This is a genomic window from Nocardioides sp. CFH 31398, assembly GCF_022436705.1.
Taxonomy (GTDB): domain Bacteria; phylum Actinomycetota; class Actinomycetes; order Propionibacteriales; family Nocardioidaceae; genus Nocardioides.
The window spans coordinates 1-18031 of the sequence record NZ_JAKUHT010000036.1; the positions used below are offsets into that span (position 1 = coordinate 1).

Consider the following 18031-nt stretch of genomic DNA (forward strand, 5'->3'; position numbering starts at 1 on the left):
GTCCGCCGGGCGCGGCGCCGGCGGGCGGAGCGGGACGCTTCAGGGCGGACAGGTCGACCGCGCCGGGGCGGCTGAACGGCTGTTGCGTCATGCGCCCATCCTCGCCCATCGCCCGGGACCGGACCTAGGGTGGCCCCGTGGGTGAGGTGTTCGCGGGGCGCTACGAGCTGCTCGAGCCGGTCGCCATGGGCGGCATGGGCACCGTGTGGACCATCCGCGACACCGACGACGGCCGGTTGAAGGTCGCGAAGATCCTCCAGCAGTCGGACGCGGCCTCGCTGCTGCGGTTCGTGCGGGAGCAGTCCGTGCGCATCGACCACCGCCACGTGGTGACGCCGGAGTCGTGGGCGGGCATGGACGACCGCGTGCTGTTCACGATGCCGCTCGTGCGGGGCGGCTCCGTGGCCGACCTCCTCCGACGCTTCGGCGCCCTCCCGGCCCGCTGGACGGCCACCCTGCTCGACCAGACCCTGCAGGCGCTGGAGGCGGTCCACGCCGCCGGCATCGTGCACCGCGACGTGAAGCCCGCGAACCTGCTGCTCGAGCCCACCGGTCGCGCCCGCCCCCACCTGCGCCTGACGGACTTCGGGATCGCCGCGCCCGTGGACTCACCCCGGATGACCCGCGCGGGAGGGGCGATCGGGACACCCGGCTACATGCCGCCCGAGCAGGAGCACGGCGCGGACCCGGACCCGCGCCAGGACCTCTACTCGGTGGGCGTCGTCGGGCTCGAGATGCTCAGCGGGATCCGACCGCCCGCGCAGGGCCCCGTCGGGCCGGACCTGCCGATCCCCCGCGCCGACGACCCGCGGGTGGCGGCGCTGGTGTCCCTCCTGCGCCGTGCGGCCGACCCGGACTCGCCGTCGCGCCCCGTCGACGCCGCGACGATGCGGTCCGAGCTCGCCGCCCTCGACCTCGCCTCCATGCCGGCGGAGCCGGGCGAGGCGATCGAGGTCACCGACGTCTTCGAGGCCTACGACCACCCGGCGGCCGGCACCCCGCTCGACGCCTCCCAGGCCCCCACCCGCACCCCGCACCTCGACCAGGGCTCGGGCACGCCGACGTCCTCCCCGGGCTCGCGGGCCGCGCGGGCGCCGTCCGGCCCGCCGCGCGACCCCGCCGTACGACGCCCGCTCGGCCAGACCGTCAAGGGCGCCGCCCTGGTCGGGGTGGGCGTCGTCCTGCTGGTCCTGGCCGCCGTGCTCGCGCTGTCCGGCTAGCCCGGATCGGCACCCTCAGGCGGCGCGGGGGCTGGGCGTCGTCCGCAGGGTGCGCACGCCGAGCACGAGCGTGACCAGGCCGAGGACGCCCAGGATCGCGGCGCCGCCGTAGCGGACCACGGTCCCCAGGCCACCGAGCACCCGGTCGAGCGCCGAGACGCCCCAGGCGGTGATCACCGGCTGCTGGTCGCCGTCGGCGACCAGGTAGGCGTCGGACTCGGTGAAGTCGGGGGCGTCGTCCTCCTCGCCCGCGACCTGCACCTGCAGGGTGAAGTCGACGTCCATCTCGTCCTGCTCGCCGGTCGGCTCGACCGTCACCCGCAGGTAGTGGTCGCCGGCGGCCCACGGGAGGGTCTCGGAGTCGTTGAACCGGTTGCGGTAGCGCACCGGTCCGGAGTCGATGACCGCCCGCTCCGGCTCGGTGCGGCTGACGTTGGTGTAGCTGCCGCCGATGTAGTCGCCCATCGGGCTCAGGACCGAGACGGTCACCTCGGGTCCCGTCTCGAACTCGTCCAGGTCCGACGACGGCTGCACCACCGCGGCGGCACGGACGCTCTGACCCCAGCGGACGTCGGGGACGCGGTAGTACGTGGTCCGGTCCGAGCGGCCCGCCTGCTGGTAGATCCCGTCGCGGACCTCGGGGGCGTCACCCAGACCGGGGGCGCCCGCCACCTCCTCCGGGTCGCCCTCGACGCTCGGCGCCTCAGGCTCGGGCAGCTCCTCGAGCGGGCCGGGGAGCCCCTCGTCGGAGGCGAGCGGGGACTCCTCGACGATCCGCAGGGCGTACGGCGCGGTGCCGGCCGTGTCGGTGTCGCGGGTGAGGGCGATGACGAGCCGGTCGTCGGTCAGGCACAGGAAGTCGTCGTCCGCCACCGCCTCCTGCACCCCGATCGCCAGGGAGGCGCTCAGGGTGACGAAGTCGGTGTCGTACTTGTAGGCGTTGTTCGGGGAGACGACGCAGTCCTCGCCGGCCGGGTTGGTGGCCGACAGCGAGATGCCGTCCGGCGCCGACTGCTCCGCCCCCGGGCTGAGCGCCGAGACGATCACGGTGCTGTCCTCGATCGTGCGCTCGTAGACGAAGTAGCGGGACCCGTCGGCGCCGTCGCCCTCGCCGAGCTCGCCGCGCCAGGTGCCGGCCGTGACCTCCACCGGCGCGCCGAGGTCCGACGACTCCTGCTCGAGGTCGTCCCCCGGCAGGACCATGCCGCCGGCGGGGGACGTCGTCTCCTCGTCGGCGTGCGCCGGAGCGCCGACGACCCCGCTCAGGCTCAGCAGGCCGGTGGCCAGGCTGAGGGAGACGAGGCGGCGCAGCACGGTCGAGGACACTACCCGTCGGCGGGCCCGCCCAACCCCGGCTCGTCGGGCGCCGGAGTCGCGGATCAGCGCGTCGGGAGGTGGTCGAGGAGCACCTCGGCGGCGGCGTACGGGTCGGTCGACCCGGCGGCGACGGCGGCGGCCAGGTCGTCGAGGTCGGCCGAGCCGGACAGGTCGGACCACCGGGCCCGGAGCCTGGCCACGGCGATGGCCTCGACCTCCGCGCGCGCCCGCCGGGTCCGGCGTCGGGCGAGCTCGCCGGTGGTCGTCAGCCACTCGCGGTGCTCGTCGAGCCGACCCACCAGCTCGGGCATCCCGGAGCCGTCGCGGGCGACCGTCCGCTGGATCGGGGGCCGCCAGTCGTCGGCGTGCCGCTCGGTCAGGTTCATCGCCGCGCGGAGGTCGTGGACCAGCCGGTCGGCTCCCTCCCGGTCGGCCTTGTTGACGCCGAGGACGTCCGCGGTCTCCAGGATCCCGGCCTTCGCGGCCTGGATGCCGTCGCCCAGGCCCGGCGCGAGCAGCACCAGCGTCGTGTCGGCGAGCCCGGCGACCTCGACCTCGGACTGGCCCACGCCGACCGTCTCGACGAGCACGACGTCGTACCCGGAGGCGTCGAGGACGCGCACCGCCTGCGGGGTGGACCAAGCGAGGCCACCGAGGTGACCGCGGGCGGCCATCGAGCGGATGAAGACCCCGTCGTCGCCGGCGTGGTCACCCATCCGCACCCGGTCGCCGAGCAGCGCCCCGCCGGAGAACGGGGACGACGGGTCGACGGCGAGCACGCCCACGGAGCGGCCGGCCCCCCGCAGGGCGGCGATGAGCGCGTTGGTCGTCGTCGACTTGCCGACCCCCGGGGCGCCGGTGACGCCGACGACCTGGGCCCGCCCGGTGTGCGGGGCGAGCAGCCGCGCGACCTCCGGCAGGCCGGGGGCCTCGTCCTCGACCCACGAGACGAGACGGGCGACGGCGCGGACCTCGCCCCCGCGGGCGCGGGAGACGAGGTCCGCGGCGTCGCCGCCGTGCCGTCGTGCCGTAAGGCCGGGGGCCGGGCTCAGGCGGGGACCTTGACGATCAGGGCGTCGCCCTGGCCGCCGCCGCCGCACAGCGCGGCCGCACCGGTGCCGCCGCCGCGGCGCTTGAGCTCGAGCGCGAGGTGGAGGACGACGCGGGCGCCGGACATGCCGACCGGGTGACCGAGCGCGATGGCGCCGCCGTTGACGTTGACCTTGTCCTCGTCGAGACCCAGCTCGCGGGCCGAGGCGATGCCGACCGCGGCGAAGGCCTCGTTGAACTCCACGAGGTCGAGGTCGGACGGCTCGATGCCCTCCTTCGCGCACGCCTTGGCGGTGGCGTTGGCGGGCTGCATCTGCAGCGTCGAGTCGGGCCCGGCCACCATCCCGTGCGCACCGATCTCCGCCAGCCACTCGAGGCCGAGCTCCTCGGCCTTGGCCTTGCTCATGACGACCACGGCGCAGGCGCCGTCGGAGATCTGGGAGGCCGAGCCCGCGGTGATGGTGCCCTGCTTGTCGAAGGCGGGGCGCAGGCCGCCGAGCGACTCCGTGGTGGTGTCGCCGCGGACGCCCTCGTCCGCGCTGACGACGACCGGGTCGCCCTTGCGCTGCGGGATCGACACCGGGACGACCTCCTCGTCGAAGACGCCGTTCTTCCACGCCTCCGCGGCGCGCTGGTGGGAGCGGGCGGAGAAGGCGTCCTGCTCCTCGCGCGTCAGCTGCAAGCCGTCGGCGTTGCACTGCTCGGTCAGCGCACCCATGGCCTGCTGGGTGAGCTGGTCGTACAGCGCGTCGTACGCCATCGAGTCGACGAGCGTCGCGTCGCCGTACTTCGTGCCCTCGCGGGACTTCGGCAGCAGGTGCGGCGCGTTGGTCATCGACTCCATGCCGCCCGCCACGATGATGTCGGCCTCGCCGGCGCGGATCATCTGGTCGGCGGTGGCGATGGCGTTCAGGCCGGACAGGCACACCTTGTTGATGGTGATCGAGGGCAGCGACGCGGGCAGGCCGGCGGCGAGGCCGGCGGTGCGGGCCGGGTTCTGGCCGGCGCCGGCGAGGATGACCTGGCCCATGATCAGATAGTCGACCTGGTCGCCGTCCACGCCGGCCTTCTCCAGGGCGCCCTTGATGGCGACGCCACCGAGGTCGGCGGCCGACAGGGTCTTGAGCCCGCCGAGCAGGCGGCCGATCGGGGTGCGGGCCCCGGCGACGATCACGGATCCGGACATGCTGGCCTCCAGGCTGGTGGGTGGTGCTGCTGGATCGGACCTTACCGACGGGTACGGGCGACGACGAGAGGTGTCACGCACGTCACACCCTGCCCCGCGCGACCGCCCGCCGTACGACGATGGCCGGCATGAGTGACTCCACCTCCGGGCTGACCCCCGACCTGTTCACGGCCGTCGACCACGTGGGCGTCGCCGTGCCGGACCTCGACGCGGCCATCGCGTTCTACCGCGACTCCTTCGGCATGACGCTGGCCCACGAGGAGGTGAACGAGGAGCAGGGCGTCCGCGAGGCGATGATGGCCGTGGGCGACTCGGGCTCCTGCGTCCAGCTGCTCGCCCCGCTCTCGCCCGAGTCGACCATCGCGAAGTTCCTCGACCGAAGCGGCCCCGGCCTGCAGCAGGTCGCCTACCGCGTCACCGACGTCGACGCCGTCAGCGCGACCCTGCGCGAGCGCGGCCTGCGGCTGCTGTACGACGAGCCGCGCCGCGGCACCGCGGGCTCCCGCATCAACTTCGTCCACCCCAAGGACGCCGGCGGCGTCCTCGTGGAGCTCGTGGAGCCCGCCGCCGCCCACTGACCGCCGAGTCGGCACATCTGCGCACCACCAGGGGGTCGAGTCGGCACATCTGCGCAACCCCAGGGGGTCGAGTCGGCACGTCTGCGCAACCCCAGGGGGTCGAGTCGGCACGTCTGCGCAGGACTGGGCACGTGCCGACGGTCCACAGCTCGGCGGCGCCGAACACTGAGCTCGCCGCGCCGTCCACGTCTCCCAGCTGCGCAGACGTGCCGACTCGCCGCCTCTCAGCTGCGCAGACGTGCCGACTCGCCGCCTCCCAGCTGCGCAGACGTGCCGACTCGCCGCCTCTCAGCTGCGCAGACGTGCCGACTCGACGTCTCCCAGCTGCGCAGACGTGCCGACTCGACGTCTCCCAGCTGCGCGGACGTGCCGACTCGCCGCCTCCCAGCTGCGCAGACGTGCCGACTCGACGTCCTAGACGAAGGCGGACTCGCCCGTGATGGCGCGGCCGACGATGAGGGTGTTGATCTCGCGGGTGCCCTCGTAGGAGTAGATCGCCTCGGCGTCGGCCACGAAGCGGCCGACGTGGTGCTCCAGCAGGATGCCGTTGCCGCCGAGGACCTCGCGGGCCCAGCCCGTGGCCTCGCGCATCCGGGCGGTCGAGTGCGCCTTGCACAGCGAGGCGTGCTCGTCGCGGAGCTGGCCGGCGTCCTGCAGCTGCGAGGCCCGCGCGTTCATCGCCGTCGAGCTGGTGACGTTCGACAGCATCTTCACCAGCAGGTCCTGCACCAGCTGGAAGCCGGCGATCGGGCGACCGAACTGCTGGCGCTGCTTGGTGTAGCGCAGGGCGTGCTCGAACGCGCCGCGCGCGCAGCCGGCGGCCTGCCAGGCGACACCCATCCGGGTCACGCGCAGCACCTCGGACGTCGTGCGGAACGACTCCGCGCGCCCCAGCCGGTTCGCCTCGGGGACGTAGCAGTCGGTCAGGGTGATCTCGGCGTTCTGGACGACCCGCAGCGCGATCTTGTCCTCCTGCTTGGTGAAGGAGATGCCCTCGGTGCCCTTCTCCACCACGAAGCCCTTGACCTGGCCGTCGTCGGTGTCGCGGGCCCAGATGATGACGAGGTCGGCGAAGGCGGCGTTGCCGATCCACTTCTTCGCCCCGTTGAGCACCCAGCCGTCGCCGTCGCGGGTGGCGGTGGTCTGCAGGCCCTGGCTGATCGCGGAGCCGACGTCCGGCTCGGTGAGGCCGAAGGCGCCGATCAGCTCCATGCGCGCCATCGCGGGCAGCCAGCGCTCACGCTGCTCGTCCGAGCCGCCGATCATGACCGAACCCATGGCCAGGCCGCCGTGGACGCCCATGAACGTGCCGATCGACGGGTCGACCCGCGCGAGCTCCATCGCCACGAGGCCGTCGACCAGCGCGCCGCGGGCGGGGCAGCCGGGGCCGTCGTACGCCAGACCGGCGATGCCCAGCTCCGCCATCCCGGGCACCAGCTCGTGCGGGAACTCGGCCCGGGTCCAGTAGTCGTTGATGACCGGCTCGACCTCACGGGTCATGAAGGCCCGGACCCGGCTGAGCAGCTCGCGGTCCTCCTCCGCGAGCAGCAGCTCGAACCCGAGGAAGTCGGAGAACGGGGACTCGTCGACGTGGATCGACTCCTGCGGGGACGGTGCGGTGGCGGTCACGGGTTCTCCTCGCTCAGGAACTGCTCGATGACGGGGACGTTCGTCGAGGCCTGCACCAGGAGGTCCAGGTGCCCGCCCGAGTAGACGTGCAGGCGGGAGCCGGGGATCAGCGCCGCCTGCATGCGGGGGTTGACCACCGGGATGATCGGGTCGTCGTCCCCACCCATGACGAGGGTCGGCTGACGCACCAGGGGCAGGAAGGGCAGGCTGCTCCAGCCGGTCATCGCCGCGAGCTGGTAGTAGTAGCCGCGCTTCGGGCCGGACCGGGTGGTGGCGTGCAGCAGCGCCGCCCCCTGCTCGGGGTTCGTGCGCATCGAGCCGCCGTAGATGGTCGAGGCCACCTCGCGGGCGTACGCCGGGTCGCGGTGACGGCGCGGCGTCGACATGATCCGCAGCACCTCGGGTCGCGCCGGCACCATGAGCACGCCGGTGCCGGTGGCGGCGAGGACGACCCGCCGGACCCGGCGCGGCGACTGCAGGGCCAGCTGCTGCGCCAGCCCCCCGCCCCACGACAGCCCGAAGACGTCGAAGCGCCGGTGGCCCAGCTTCTTCATCAGCGCGGTCACCCACGAGCTCAGCGCCGCGATGGGGTACGGCGTCGGCGGCAGCTGGGAGCCCCCGATGCCCGGCACGTCGAACCGGACGACGCCGCGGTGGGGCGACAGGTGGTCGACCAGCGGCTGGAGCGCCTCCAGGCTGATGCCGATGCCGTTGCACGCCAGCAGCGGCGGCGCGTCGACGAGGGGTCCCGTGCCCGGGCGCACGGAGACCCGGGCGGTCAGGCCCCGGACGGAGACCTGTCGGATCCGGTCCGGCGCGGCGTCCCCGCGGGAGCCCGGCGTCGCCACGTGCCGCTCCTCAGCGGTCGTGGACATAGGTGCCCGGCGCCTCCGCGACCGGCTCGTGGTCGACGTTGCCGAGCTTGCGCGGCTTGTTGCGCTCGCCGCCCGACCGGGTGGACAGCCACTCGGACCAGTTCTCCCACCAGCTGCCCTGCACGCGGTTGGCGCTCGCCAGCCAGTCCTCGGGGGACGCCGGGTTCACCGGGTGTCCGTCCCTCTCCGGGGAGGCACGGAAGTTGGCCTTGGGGTTGCCGGGCGGGTTGACCATGGCTGCGATGTGCCCACTCGTGGACAGCACGAACCGCACGTCGCCCCCGAAGAGCTGGGTGGCCTGGTAGCAGGACTGCCACTGGCAGAGGTGGTCGGCGATCCCCGCGACGACGTAGGAGTCGGTGGTGATCTTCGACAGGTCGACCGGCGAGCCGAGCATCGTCGACGCCTTCGGCTCCACCAGCGCGTTGCGCAGCGCGAGGTCCATGAAGTCGCGGTGCATCCCTGCCGACATCCGCACGGGGTCGGCGTTCCAGTAGAGGATGTCGAAGGCCTTCGGCGCGTGGCCCATCAGGTAGTTGTTGACCCAGTAGTTCCAGATCAGGTCGTTGGGCCGCAGCCAGGCGAACACCTCCGCCAAGGTGCGCCCGTCGAGGTAGCCCTTCTCCTGCGAGGCCCGGGTCGAGGCCGCGGCCGCCTTGTGCGACATCAGGGCGCTGGTCACGCCGGCCCGGGCCTGGTCGAGCACCGTCACCGCCAGCGTGTACGACGCCACCCGGTCGAGCTCGCCGACCTCGGCGAGGTGCGCCAGCACCATCGAGGCGATCATGCCGCCGGAGCAGATGCCGAAGACCGAGGTGCTCGACTGCCGCGAGATGGCCTGGACGGCGTCCATCGCCTCGAGGATCGCCGCGCCGTACGTGTCGAGGTCCCACTCGGCGTGCCGGACGTCGGGGTTGCGCCAGGAGATGCAGAACACCGTCTTGCCGGAGCGGACCAGGTGCTCGACCAGGGAGCGCTCCGGGGCCAGGTCGATGACGTAGTACTTGTTGATCGTCGGCGGCACGATCAGCATCGGGATCTCGTGGACCTTGTCGGTCTGCGGGGCGTACTGGATCAGCTCCAGCTGCTCGGTGCGCAGGACGACGGCGCCGGGCGTGACCGCCATGTCGGCGCCCACCTCGAAGGCGTCGGGCTCGACCATGGACGGCACCCGGGGGGACGTCGCGAAGTCGCGGACGAACCGCCGCGACCCCTCGATCAGGTTGCCGCCACCGGTGTCCAGCGTCCGCTTGAGGACCTTCGGGTTCGTCAGCGGGTGGTTGCTCGGCGAGGCGGCCTCGACGATGTTGTCGACGATGAAGCGGATCCGGTGGTCGTCGCCCCAGTCCAGCTCGGCGTCGTCGACCAGCCCGCGGGCCGCCCGCCCGGTGGCCAGGTAGGTCTGCAGGGCCCGCCTGAACAGCGGGTTCTTCGCCCAGGCGTCGTCACCGAAGCGCCTGTCCTTCTCGTCGGGGGCCAGCTCGGAGCGGCCGAGGCCGACCTTGACCAGCTCCCCGGCGAGGCCGGCGGTGCGGCCCACCACACGACGCGGGTGGCGGGCGAGACCCGCGGCGAAGCGGACACCGGACATGCCGGGGACGAAGCGGCGCGGGAGGCTGGAGGAGGCGTCGGCGAGCAGCATGTCGAGGGGGGTGGCGAGCTCGCCGTTCACCTCGGTCTGCTCGGCGGTGTCCGAGTCGGTCTGGCTCATGTGCTGACAGTAGGCGAGATCCTGTGACTGGGAACACACACAGGTGCCCGGATGGACAGGTGGGCCCGCCGCGGCGCCCGTCCGGGCGGCGGGGGCACGGCGCCGGGGACCGTGACGTACGACACGGAGTCCCCCGCTCGAGGTTACTCATGGGTACGTTGCCTGCCACCCGGACCGAGAGAGCCCCGCGACCCTGTCGCGCACCAGGTAGGAGACCCCCGTGCAGCACATCCTCGACGCCATCCAGGCCGGCGACACGTCGTCGGAGGACTTCGCCGCCCTCCCCCTCCCGGAGGCCTACCGCGCCGCCTTCGTCGCCAAGGAGGACGTCGGCATGTTCGAGGGCCTCGCCGCGAAGGAGAAGGACCCGCGCAAGTCCCTCCACGTCGACGAGGTGGCGATGCCCGAGCTGGGCCCGGGTGAGGCCCTCGTGGCGGTCATGGCCAGCGCCATCAACTACAACACCGTCTGGACCTCGATCTTCGAGCCCGTCTCCACCTTCGGCTTCCTCGAGCGCTACGGACGCCTGTCGCCGCTGGCCAAGCGCCACGACCTGCCGTACCACGTCGTCGGCTCCGACCTCGCCGGCGTCGTCCTACGCACCGGCCCCGGCGTCCACACCTGGAAGCCCGGGCAGGAGGTCGTGGCCCACTGCCTCTCCGTCGAGCTCGAGGGCCCCGACGGCCACAACGACACGATGCTCGACCCCGAGCAGCGCATCTGGGGCTTCGAGACGAACTTCGGCGGCCTCGCGGACGTCGCGCTGGTGAAGGCCAACCAGCTCATGCCGAAGCCCGAGCACCTGACGTGGGAGGAGGCCGCCTCCCCCGGCCTCGTCAACTGCACGGCGTACCGCCAGCTGGTCTCGCGCAACGGCGGGCAGATGAAGCAGGGCGACAACGTGCTCATCTGGGGTGCCTCCGGCGGGCTGGGCGGCTTCGCGACGCAGTACGCCCTCAACGGCGGCGCGACCCCGATCTGCGTCGTCTCCAGCGAGGAGAAGGCCGACATCGCCCGCTCCATGGGCGCCGAGCTGATCATCAACCGCTCGGCGGAGGACTACCGGTTCTGGAACGACGAGGGCACCGAGCAGGACCCCCGCGAGTGGCGCCGCTTCGGCAAGCGGATCCGTGAGCTCACCGGCGGTGAGGACATCGACATCGTCTTCGAGCACCCGGGTCGCGAGACCTTCGGTGCGTCGGTGTTCGTCACCCGCAAGGGCGGCACCATCACCACCTGCGCGTCGACCAGCGGCTACATGCACGAGTACGACAACCGCTACCTGTGGATGAACCTGAAGCGGATCATCTCCTCGCACTTCGCGAACTACCGCGAGTCGTGGGAGGCCAACCGCCTGATCGCCAAGGGCAAGATCCACCCGACCCTGTCGCGGACCTACTCCCTCGACGAGGTCGGCCAGGCCACGCTCGACGTCCACCACAACAAGCACCAGGGCAAGGTCGGGGTGCTCTGCCTCGCCCCCGAGGAGGGCCTCGGCGTCCACGACCACGAGCTGCGGGCGACCCACCTGGACGCCATCAACCGGTTCCGCGGGGTCTGAGCGGACCCTGACGGCACCCGTCGGACACCTCGACGAGATCCCGCGTCACCGGCTTCGCCGCCGGGGCGCGGGATCTCGTGCGACAGGGCGTGCGCCACACCGGACCGGGGTGGGTTCTCGCGGCCCGATCGGACAGACTGGGTGCTTGTCCACGACGACCTCGCGACCCCGGAAGGTGCCTGCATGAGCGACCGCGGCCTGTCCATCTTCGACGACGACGCGGACGCGCCGTCCTCCAGCGAGGGCGCCACCACCAACCAGGACGACCGCGCCACCCAGGCCCTGCCGGCGGTGACGGCGGACCAGGGCCCGAGCACGACGCCGGTACCCACCCAGGGGACCCAGCAGGCGCCGGCGGGCGCCCCGGCCGCACGCCCGCAGGCGCCCGCGTCGCGCCCCGCGCCCACCCGTCCGGCAGCCCGCCCGGCCCCGAGCCTGCCGCCCAGCTTCCCCCGTGTGCGCCGCAACGGCTACGACGCCGACGCGGTCGACGCGAAGGTCCGCGAGCTGGCCGGGGAGCGGGCGGCCCTGGCCACCGACCTCGCCGAGGCCGAGCGTCGCCACGGCGAGCTGGAGGCCCGCATCGCGCAGCTCGAGGCCGAGCTCGCGGAGAACCGGAACCCCTCGTACGCCGGGCTCGGCGGCCGAGCCTCCGCGATGCTCCGCCTCGCGGAGGAGGAGGCCGCCGACGTGCGGCGCGCCGCCGAGCGGGAGGCCTCGGAGATCCGCGAGCAGGCGGAGCGGGACGCGAAGGCGATCCGCGCCGAGGCCAGCCGCGACGCCGAGGACATGCGCCTGGTGCAGCTGAAGGACCTCGACGAGACCCGCAACCGGGTCCTCGCCGACGCCGAGACCGAGCGGGCCCTGGCCCGCTCCGAGGGCGACGACCTCCGCGCGTCGGCCCAGCGCGAGGCCGACCAGCTGCGGCTCGCCGCCGAGCAGGAGGCCAACGAGGTCCGGACCTCCGCGACCCGTGAGGCCGAGAAGGTCCGCGCCGCGGCCGACCGCGAGGCCCAGGAGGCCCGCCGCGCCCTCGCCGTCGAGAAGGAGCGGCTGGCCCGCGAGGCCTCCGACCACCACGAGTCGGCCACCGCGGAGACCAAGCGCCTGGTCACCGAGGCCGAGGAGCGCGCGACCGCCGCCGAGGCCCGCGCCCGCGACGCGATCGCCCAGGCCACCGCGCACCGTCAGCAGGCCCAGTCGGAGTCGGAGGCCATCCTGTCGCGGGCCCGCCGCGAGGCGGAGCAGGTCGTGGCGTCGGCCCGCACCCAGGCCGAGTCGATCACCGACAACCGCACCAAGGAGGCCGAGCGCGAGCTGGCCGCCCTCCGGTCGCAGGTCGAGCGGATGACGAAGCGCCGCGAGGCGATCGCCGTCCAGCTGGGCGCCCTGCGCGACGTGGTCGCGGGCTTCGGCGACGACGAGGCCGATCAGGCCGACCAGGACGTGCCCGGTGCGCCGGGCGACCCGGAGGCGACGCAGGCCAGCCCGGCCGCGGCGCCGTCGAAGGGCCCGCGCAAGAAGTAGCGCGGGCCGGGGCGCCGGGCCCCCTCGCTACAGCTCGATGCGGCGCCCGAGCACGACGGTGCGGTCGTCGGGCAGGTCGAGCAGCAGGGTCGGGTCGGGCGTGAGCCTGCTCAGCACGAGGTAGCCCCGCTGCTGCCAGCGCGGCAGGCCGCGGCCGGGCCCGGGGACCGGCATGGACAGGTAGTACGTCGCGCCGTCGAGGTCGAAGTCGTCCAGCTGCTCGTCGTGCCCGCTGCCGCCGCTCGACACGCGGGCCAGGGCCCGGCGGGGGCGGGCGAGGTCGGCGTACCCCACGCGGAGGTGGACGACGGCCACCCGCGCGCCGGGGAGGTCGAGCACGCGCAGCACGCCGCCGCGACGCTCGGCGGGCACGCGCGGGACGTCCTCGGTGGTCAGCGTGAGCAGGACGACCCGGTGGTGGACCGCGCCGTCCCGCTCCGCGGAGAGCGACAGGGCCAGCGGGACCCGGTCGGCGCCGCGGGTGAGGTAGACCGCCGTCCCGCTGAGCACCTGCGGCGGGGCGTCGCGCAGGCCGGCCACCCAGGCGTCGACGCTGGGCTCGAGCGCGGCCACCTCGGCGGCGGTGCGCCGGGTGCCCGCCCGCCACGACGCCATGAGCAGCGACAGCACGAGCGCCAGCCCGACCGGCAGCCAGCCGCCGTCGGCGACCTTCGGGAAGGTCGCGACGACGAAGGTGAGGGCGACCAGCCAGGACGCACCGCCCACGAGCCAGCGCACGACACGCCCGCCGAGCGCGCCGGACTCCGTGCTCAGCAGCACGAGGAAGAGGGTGGCGGTGATGACGATGGTCACGGTCACCGCGACGCCGTACGCCGCCGCGAGCCGCTCGGAGGAGCCGAAGGCCACGGCGATGACGACCACCCCGACGCCGAGGACGAGGTTGACCGACGGCGCGTAGATGCGCCGCGGCTCGTCGGGCGAGGGACGGCGCACGCGCACCGGCGGGAGCAGGCCGAGACGACCCGCCTGGTGGACCACGGAGTAGGCGCCGGTGATGACGGCCTGCGAGGCGATCATCGTCGCCATGGTGGCGAGCACGACGAGCGGCAGCAGGGCCCACGACGGCGCCAGCCCGAAGAACACGTGGGACACCTCGTCGGGCGGGGTGCCGATGACCCGCGCGCCCTGCCCGAGGTAGCTGAGGACCAGGGCGGGCAGGACGACGAGCCACCACGCGCGGCTGACGGCGGAGCGGCCGAAGTGGCCGAGGTCGGCGTACAGCGCCTCGGCGCCGGTGACCGCGAGGACGACCGACCCGAGCGACAGGAACGCGACCGTCGGGTCCTGGGTGAGGTAGTGGACGGCCCAGGTGGGCGACAGCGCCTGCAGGACGTCCGGCCGCTGCACGACCGCGGCCCCGCCGGTGACGGCCAGGACGGCGAACCACAGCACCATGACCGGCCCGAACAGGGCCCCGATGCGCCCGGTGCCGAAGCGCTGCACGGCGAACAGGGCGACGAGGACCACCACCGCGATCGGCACGACGTACGGCGCGAGCGCAGGGTCGGCCGTCTCGACGCCCTCGACGGCGGACAGCACCGAGATCGCGGGGGTGATCATGCTGTCGCCGAGGAACGCGGCGGCGCCGACGACCGCGAGCACGGTCACCGCGGTGACGGCCCGGCGGGACCGCAGCCGGCCGCGCAGGAGCCCGAACAGGGCCAGCAGTCCGCCCTCGCCCTCGTTGTCGCGGCTCAGCAGCAGGCCCACGTACAGCACCGAGACGACGAGCACCAGCGTCCAGACCAGCGTCGAGACCACGCCGTACACGGTCTCGGCGGGCAGCGGCCCGGACGACTGCGCGCCCAGCACGGTGCTCATCGTGTAGAGCGTGCTGGTGCCGATGTCGCCGAAGACGACCCCGAGGGCACCCACCACGAGCGCCGCGCTCGCCGCCGAGCCCGACCGCCCGGCCGTGCCGTCCTCCGCCACCGACCGCTCCTCGCCCGACGCGCCCCGGGCGCGACCCGACCGTCGCGCGCCCGGCGGATGCTAGCCCGCGATCCTGGGTGCGGCTCTCAGGACGCGGGAACCGCCGGGGCCCTGGCCTCGAGCTCGAGGCGGACGTAGTCCACGACGGGCTCGGGCATGGCCCGGGCCACCGTGTCGACGAACGCGTCGAACCGGTCCCCCAGGCCCGCGGCGTACCCGCCGAGCACGACGGTGGCCAGGTAGCGCCGCAGCAGGCCGGGCTCGTCGAGCCGCACCGGGTGGGGTCGCAGGCGGACGTCGTCCACGAGCAGCCCGGCGGCCTCGAGGTCGGCGCGGGTCCGCCCGGCGTCGGCGAAGCACCACTCCCCCGGGTCCGCGCCCAGGTCGAAGGCCTCGCGGCCCGCGGCGAGCGCGGTGTCCATGGCCGCCAGGTTGCCGGCGCCGCCGCACTCGGCCACGAGCCGCCCGGACGGGCGCAGGACCGTGGCGAGGTGGGCGAAGAGGGCACGGTGGTCGCCCACCCAGTGGAAGGCCGCCACGCTCATGACGGCGTCGACGGTCCCGACCTGCGGCGGCAGCGGTCGGGTGAGGTCGGCGTGCACGTACGTCGCCCCGTCGCCGAGCCGCTCGCGGGCCCGCTCGAGCATCTGCACGGAGCCGTCGAGCAGCACGAGCTCGGCGCCCGGACGCCGCTGCGTCAGCGCGGCGGCGTCGCGCCCCGTGCCGCACCCGGCGTCGAGGACCCGACTGCCGGTGCCGTCGCCGGGCAGGTCCAGGCGGTCGAGCACCCCGGCGCCCCACTGCTCGTGGGGCAGGGGCAGGGCGTCGTACGTCGAGGCGTCCCACTCGCGGGTCATCGACGGGCATCCTCCACCACCGGCGGGCCGGGCGGCACCTCCGCGAGCGGCTGCGCGGCGGCCGGCTCCCCCGCCCGGACGAGCAGGACGCCCACCAGCACGAGGACCCCGCCGAGGAGCTGCAGCGGGCCCGGGAGCTCGGCGAGGAGGAGGACGGAGAAGACGAGCGCGGCGACGACCTCCGAGAGCCCCACGAACGAGGCCAGCCGCGAGCCCAGGCGCCGCCCGGCGGCGACACCGGTGGCGTAGGCGAGGGCCGCGCAGACGACGCCGAGGCCCAGGGCGGCGACCCACCAGGGCAGGGAGGACCCGGCGTAGGACGCGGGGGCGGTGGAGGCCGTCATCGGCACGAGGCCGACCAGGCCGGCGAGGCCGAGCACGGTGGTGCCGACCACGAGGCCGCCCTCCGCCAGCACGATCGGTGGCAGGCCGTTCTCGACGTCGGCGGAGACGACGAAGTAGACCGCCAGGCCGAGCATCGCGGCGAGCGCCCACAGCACGCCGACGGGGTCGAGGGAGGCCCCCGAGAGCACGTCGAGGACGAGCACGAGCCCGGCGGCCGCCACCACGGCGCCCAGCAGGGTCAGCCGGCCGGGACGCTGGGCGTGACGCAGCCACATCCACAGCACCACCGCGACCGGCGCGGTGTACTCGATGAGCAGGGCGACGCCGACGTCGAGGTAGGTGACGGCGTAGAAGAAGGCCAGCTGGATGCCCGCGACCGCAGCCAGGCCGTACAGGGTGACGAGGCGGGCGTTGGCGGCCAGCAGCCCCCAGCGCCCCCGGAGCACGACGGCCGTCGGGACGGCGAGCACCACCGCGGCGATGCCGACCCTGACGAGCACGGCGGCCCCCGCGCTCCAGCCCTCGTCGAGCAGCCCGCGCGCGAGGGGCCCGGCGAGGCCGAAGGCGGTCGCCGACACGAGCGCGAAGGCGAGGCCGGTCGCGACGGTCCCGGTACGCGCGTCAGGAGTCATCGTGCCCATGGGTCCTGACCCTAGGAGCGGATGGCGTAAGGTGTCAACATGGATTTCACTCATGACACGGTGGTGGCCCTCCAGGCGGCCACCGCGCTCGTGAACAGTGCGGAGGAGCCGGACACCCTGACCGAGGTGGCCGACCTCGACGCCGTGTGGGACGAGTTCGGCTACACCGGCCGCCGCGACGGTGACGTCGCCGAGCTCGAGGCTGTCCGCGCCCTGCGGCCCGCCCTGCGGTCCCTCCTCACCGCGGAGCGGGACGAGGCGGCGCCGATGGTCAACACCCTGCTCGCCGAGGCCGGCGCCGTCCCCCGGCTGGCCCGTCACGGCGAGTGGGACTGGCACCTGCACGCCATCGACGACGACCGGCCCCTGCCCGACCGGATCGCGGTCGAGACCGCCATGGCCATGATCGACGTCATCCGCGCCGACGAGCTCTCCCGGCTCGCCCTCTGCGCCGCCGACGGTTGCGAGGGCCTCGTCCTGGACCTCTCCCGCAACCGCTCGCGCCGGTTCTGCTCGACCGCCTGCACGAACCGCGAGGCCGCCGCCGCCTACCGCGCCCGCCAGCGCGCGACGCCGACCGGCTGAGGGACGGCGCCCGGTCCCCGCCGCCGGTCGAGGTGCGAGCGCCCCGTCCCCGCCGCCGGTCGAGGTGCGAGCGGAGCGAGCCTCGAGACCCGGCGAGAGACCGGCGGACGCCGTGCGGCTGCCGAGGTGCCGGGGCTCGGGCCCAGGGGCCCTCGCACCCCGACCGGCGTGGGCCCGGATCCGGCAGACTGCCGGGGTGCGCCCCCGACTGCTGCTCGCCGCCCTGGCCCTCGCCCTGCTGGGCGCCCTGCTCCCCGGCGGCGCCACGGCGCAGGTCGCCCGCGGGGGTGACGGGCCGCGGCCGCTGCCGGCGGTCGACCGCTGGGACTACCAGATCGGTGGGGTCCGCGGCGTCCCCGACGACGTGCACGTCGTCGTCCGCGACCGCGAGGCCCCACCGGTGGAGCGCGGGGACGTGTACGACGTCTGCTACGTCAACGCCTTCCAGACCCAGCCGAACGAGAAGCGGTTCTGGAGGCAGCGCTGGGGCCTGGTCCTGAAGAAGCACGGCCGCGCCGTCGTCGACTCGGGGTGGGGCGAGTGGCTGCTCGACATCCGCACCGCCGAGAAGCGCCGGCGTCTCGCGGCGATCGTCGGGCGCTGGATGACCGGCTGCGCCGAGGCCGGGTACGACGCCGTCGAGCCGGACAACCTCGACTCCTTCCTGCGCAGCAAGGACCTCATCGAGCCCCGTCAGACGAACGCCTTCGTCCGCCTGCTCGCCGACCGGGCCCACGAGGCCGGCCTGGCCATCGCGCAGAAGAACCGCGCCGGGTGGGACGGGACCCGCTTCGGCCTCGACTTCGCGGTCGCCGAGGAGTGCGCCGAGTACGACGAGTGCGGGGCCTACCGGAGGTACTACGGCCCTCGCGTGCTCGCCGTGGAGTACGGGGCGGAGGCCTTCACGCGGGCCTGCCGCCAGTGGGAGGGCCGGATCGCCCTCGTCCGTCGCGACTACGCGGTCTCCCCGAAGGGCGTCCGCCGCTGGTGCTGACG

General features: G+C 74.2%; 15 protein-coding genes. 6 read left to right on the plus strand and 9 right to left on the minus strand.

Translation table 11 applies throughout. The annotated features are described in order from the left end of the window. Positions 1-137: 137 nt before the first annotated feature. Entirely contained in the window at positions 138-1220 is a 1083-nt protein-coding gene (locus tag MJ876_RS20065) for a serine/threonine-protein kinase (protein ID WP_240239115.1), read from the plus strand. A gap of 15 nt (positions 1221-1235) precedes the next feature. Here the strand turns inward: MJ876_RS20065 and MJ876_RS20070 are convergent, their stop codons facing one another. The 3 genes from MJ876_RS20070 to MJ876_RS20080 all read right to left on the minus strand — a co-directional run bounded on the left by MJ876_RS20070 (position 1236) and on the right by MJ876_RS20080 (position 4773). Next, complete coding sequence (locus MJ876_RS20070) at positions 1236-2534, minus strand: hypothetical protein (RefSeq protein WP_240239116.1); 1299 nt, start codon at positions 2532-2534, stop codon at positions 1236-1238. Positions 2535-2599: 65 nt separating this feature from the next. Then, positions 2600-3589: a methylmalonyl Co-A mutase-associated GTPase MeaB gene (gene meaB / locus MJ876_RS20075; protein ID WP_240239201.1), complete on the minus strand. Its 990-nt coding sequence runs from the start codon at positions 3587-3589 to the stop codon at positions 2600-2602. Then, entirely contained in the window at positions 3586-4773 is a 1188-nt protein-coding gene (locus MJ876_RS20080; protein ID WP_240239117.1) for an acetyl-CoA C-acetyltransferase, read from the minus strand. The genes meaB and MJ876_RS20080 overlap by 4 nt, the downstream gene beginning before the upstream one ends. 119 nt (positions 4774-4892) lie before the next feature. On the opposite strand from MJ876_RS20080, the gene mce reads away from it, so the two are divergent. After that, positions 4893-5351 (plus strand): methylmalonyl-CoA epimerase, encoded by a 459-nt coding sequence (gene mce, locus MJ876_RS20085; RefSeq protein WP_374202488.1) that lies wholly within the window; start codon positions 4893-4895, stop codon positions 5349-5351. Between the two features lie 414 nt (positions 5352-5765). Here mce and MJ876_RS20090 read toward each other — a convergent pair whose 3' ends face one another. The 3 genes from MJ876_RS20090 to MJ876_RS20100 are packed head-to-tail and all read right to left on the minus strand — an operon-like array spanning position 5766 to position 9566. Beyond that, positions 5766-6980: an acyl-CoA dehydrogenase family protein gene (locus tag MJ876_RS20090; RefSeq protein WP_240239120.1), complete on the minus strand. Its 1215-nt coding sequence runs from the start codon at positions 6978-6980 to the stop codon at positions 5766-5768. Next, a complete protein-coding gene (locus tag MJ876_RS20095) occupies positions 6977-7855 on the minus strand; it encodes an alpha/beta fold hydrolase (protein WP_240239124.1) in 879 nt (292 codons plus the stop codon). The genes MJ876_RS20090 and MJ876_RS20095 overlap by 4 nt, the downstream gene beginning before the upstream one ends. Beyond that, positions 7839-9566 carry an alpha/beta hydrolase gene (locus MJ876_RS20100; RefSeq protein WP_240239126.1) on the minus strand — a complete coding sequence of 576 codons (1728 nt, stop codon included), beginning with the start codon at positions 9564-9566 and terminating at the stop codon, positions 7839-7841. The genes MJ876_RS20095 and MJ876_RS20100 overlap by 17 nt, the downstream gene beginning before the upstream one ends. A gap of 220 nt (positions 9567-9786) precedes the next feature. Here MJ876_RS20100 and ccrA point away from each other — a divergent pair, with 220 nt between their 5' ends. Both ccrA and MJ876_RS20110 read left to right on the plus strand, forming a co-directional pair. Continuing rightward, the gene (gene ccrA / locus MJ876_RS20105; RefSeq protein WP_240239128.1) at positions 9787-11127 is read left to right on the plus strand and encodes a crotonyl-CoA carboxylase/reductase; all 1341 of its coding nucleotides are present in this window, start codon (positions 9787-9789) and stop codon (positions 11125-11127) included. 183 nt (positions 11128-11310) lie between these two features. Beyond that, positions 11311-12654: a hypothetical protein gene (locus tag MJ876_RS20110; protein WP_240239129.1), complete on the plus strand. Its 1344-nt coding sequence runs from the start codon at positions 11311-11313 to the stop codon at positions 12652-12654. Between the two features lie 27 nt (positions 12655-12681). On the opposite strand, the gene MJ876_RS20115 is transcribed toward MJ876_RS20110, so the two are convergent. The 3 genes from MJ876_RS20115 to MJ876_RS20125 form a co-directional block, all read right to left on the minus strand. Continuing rightward, complete coding sequence (locus MJ876_RS20115) at positions 12682-14607, minus strand: KUP/HAK/KT family potassium transporter (RefSeq protein ID WP_240239130.1); 1926 nt, start codon at positions 14605-14607, stop codon at positions 12682-12684. 86 nt (positions 14608-14693) lie between these two features. Beyond that, a complete protein-coding gene (locus MJ876_RS20120; RefSeq protein ID WP_240239131.1) occupies positions 14694-15464 on the minus strand; it encodes a trans-aconitate 2-methyltransferase in 771 nt (256 codons plus the stop codon). After that, positions 15461-16450: a DMT family transporter gene (locus MJ876_RS20125; RefSeq protein ID WP_240239132.1), complete on the minus strand. Its 990-nt coding sequence runs from the start codon at positions 16448-16450 to the stop codon at positions 15461-15463. Before MJ876_RS20125 ends, MJ876_RS20120 begins: the two co-directional genes overlap by 4 nt. A gap of 39 nt (positions 16451-16489) precedes the next feature. Between MJ876_RS20125 and MJ876_RS20130 the strand changes: the two genes are divergently transcribed. Together MJ876_RS20130 and MJ876_RS20135 are read left to right on the plus strand one after the other, a co-directional pair. Next, positions 16490-17035, plus strand: coding sequence for a CGNR zinc finger domain-containing protein (locus MJ876_RS20130; RefSeq protein ID WP_240239133.1), 546 nt, complete (start codon positions 16490-16492; stop codon positions 17033-17035). A gap of 196 nt (positions 17036-17231) precedes the next feature. Then, the gene (locus tag MJ876_RS20135) at positions 17232-18029 is read left to right on the plus strand and encodes an endo alpha-1,4 polygalactosaminidase (RefSeq protein ID WP_240239134.1); all 798 of its coding nucleotides are present in this window, start codon (positions 17232-17234) and stop codon (positions 18027-18029) included. Positions 18030-18031 lie beyond the last annotated feature (2 nt).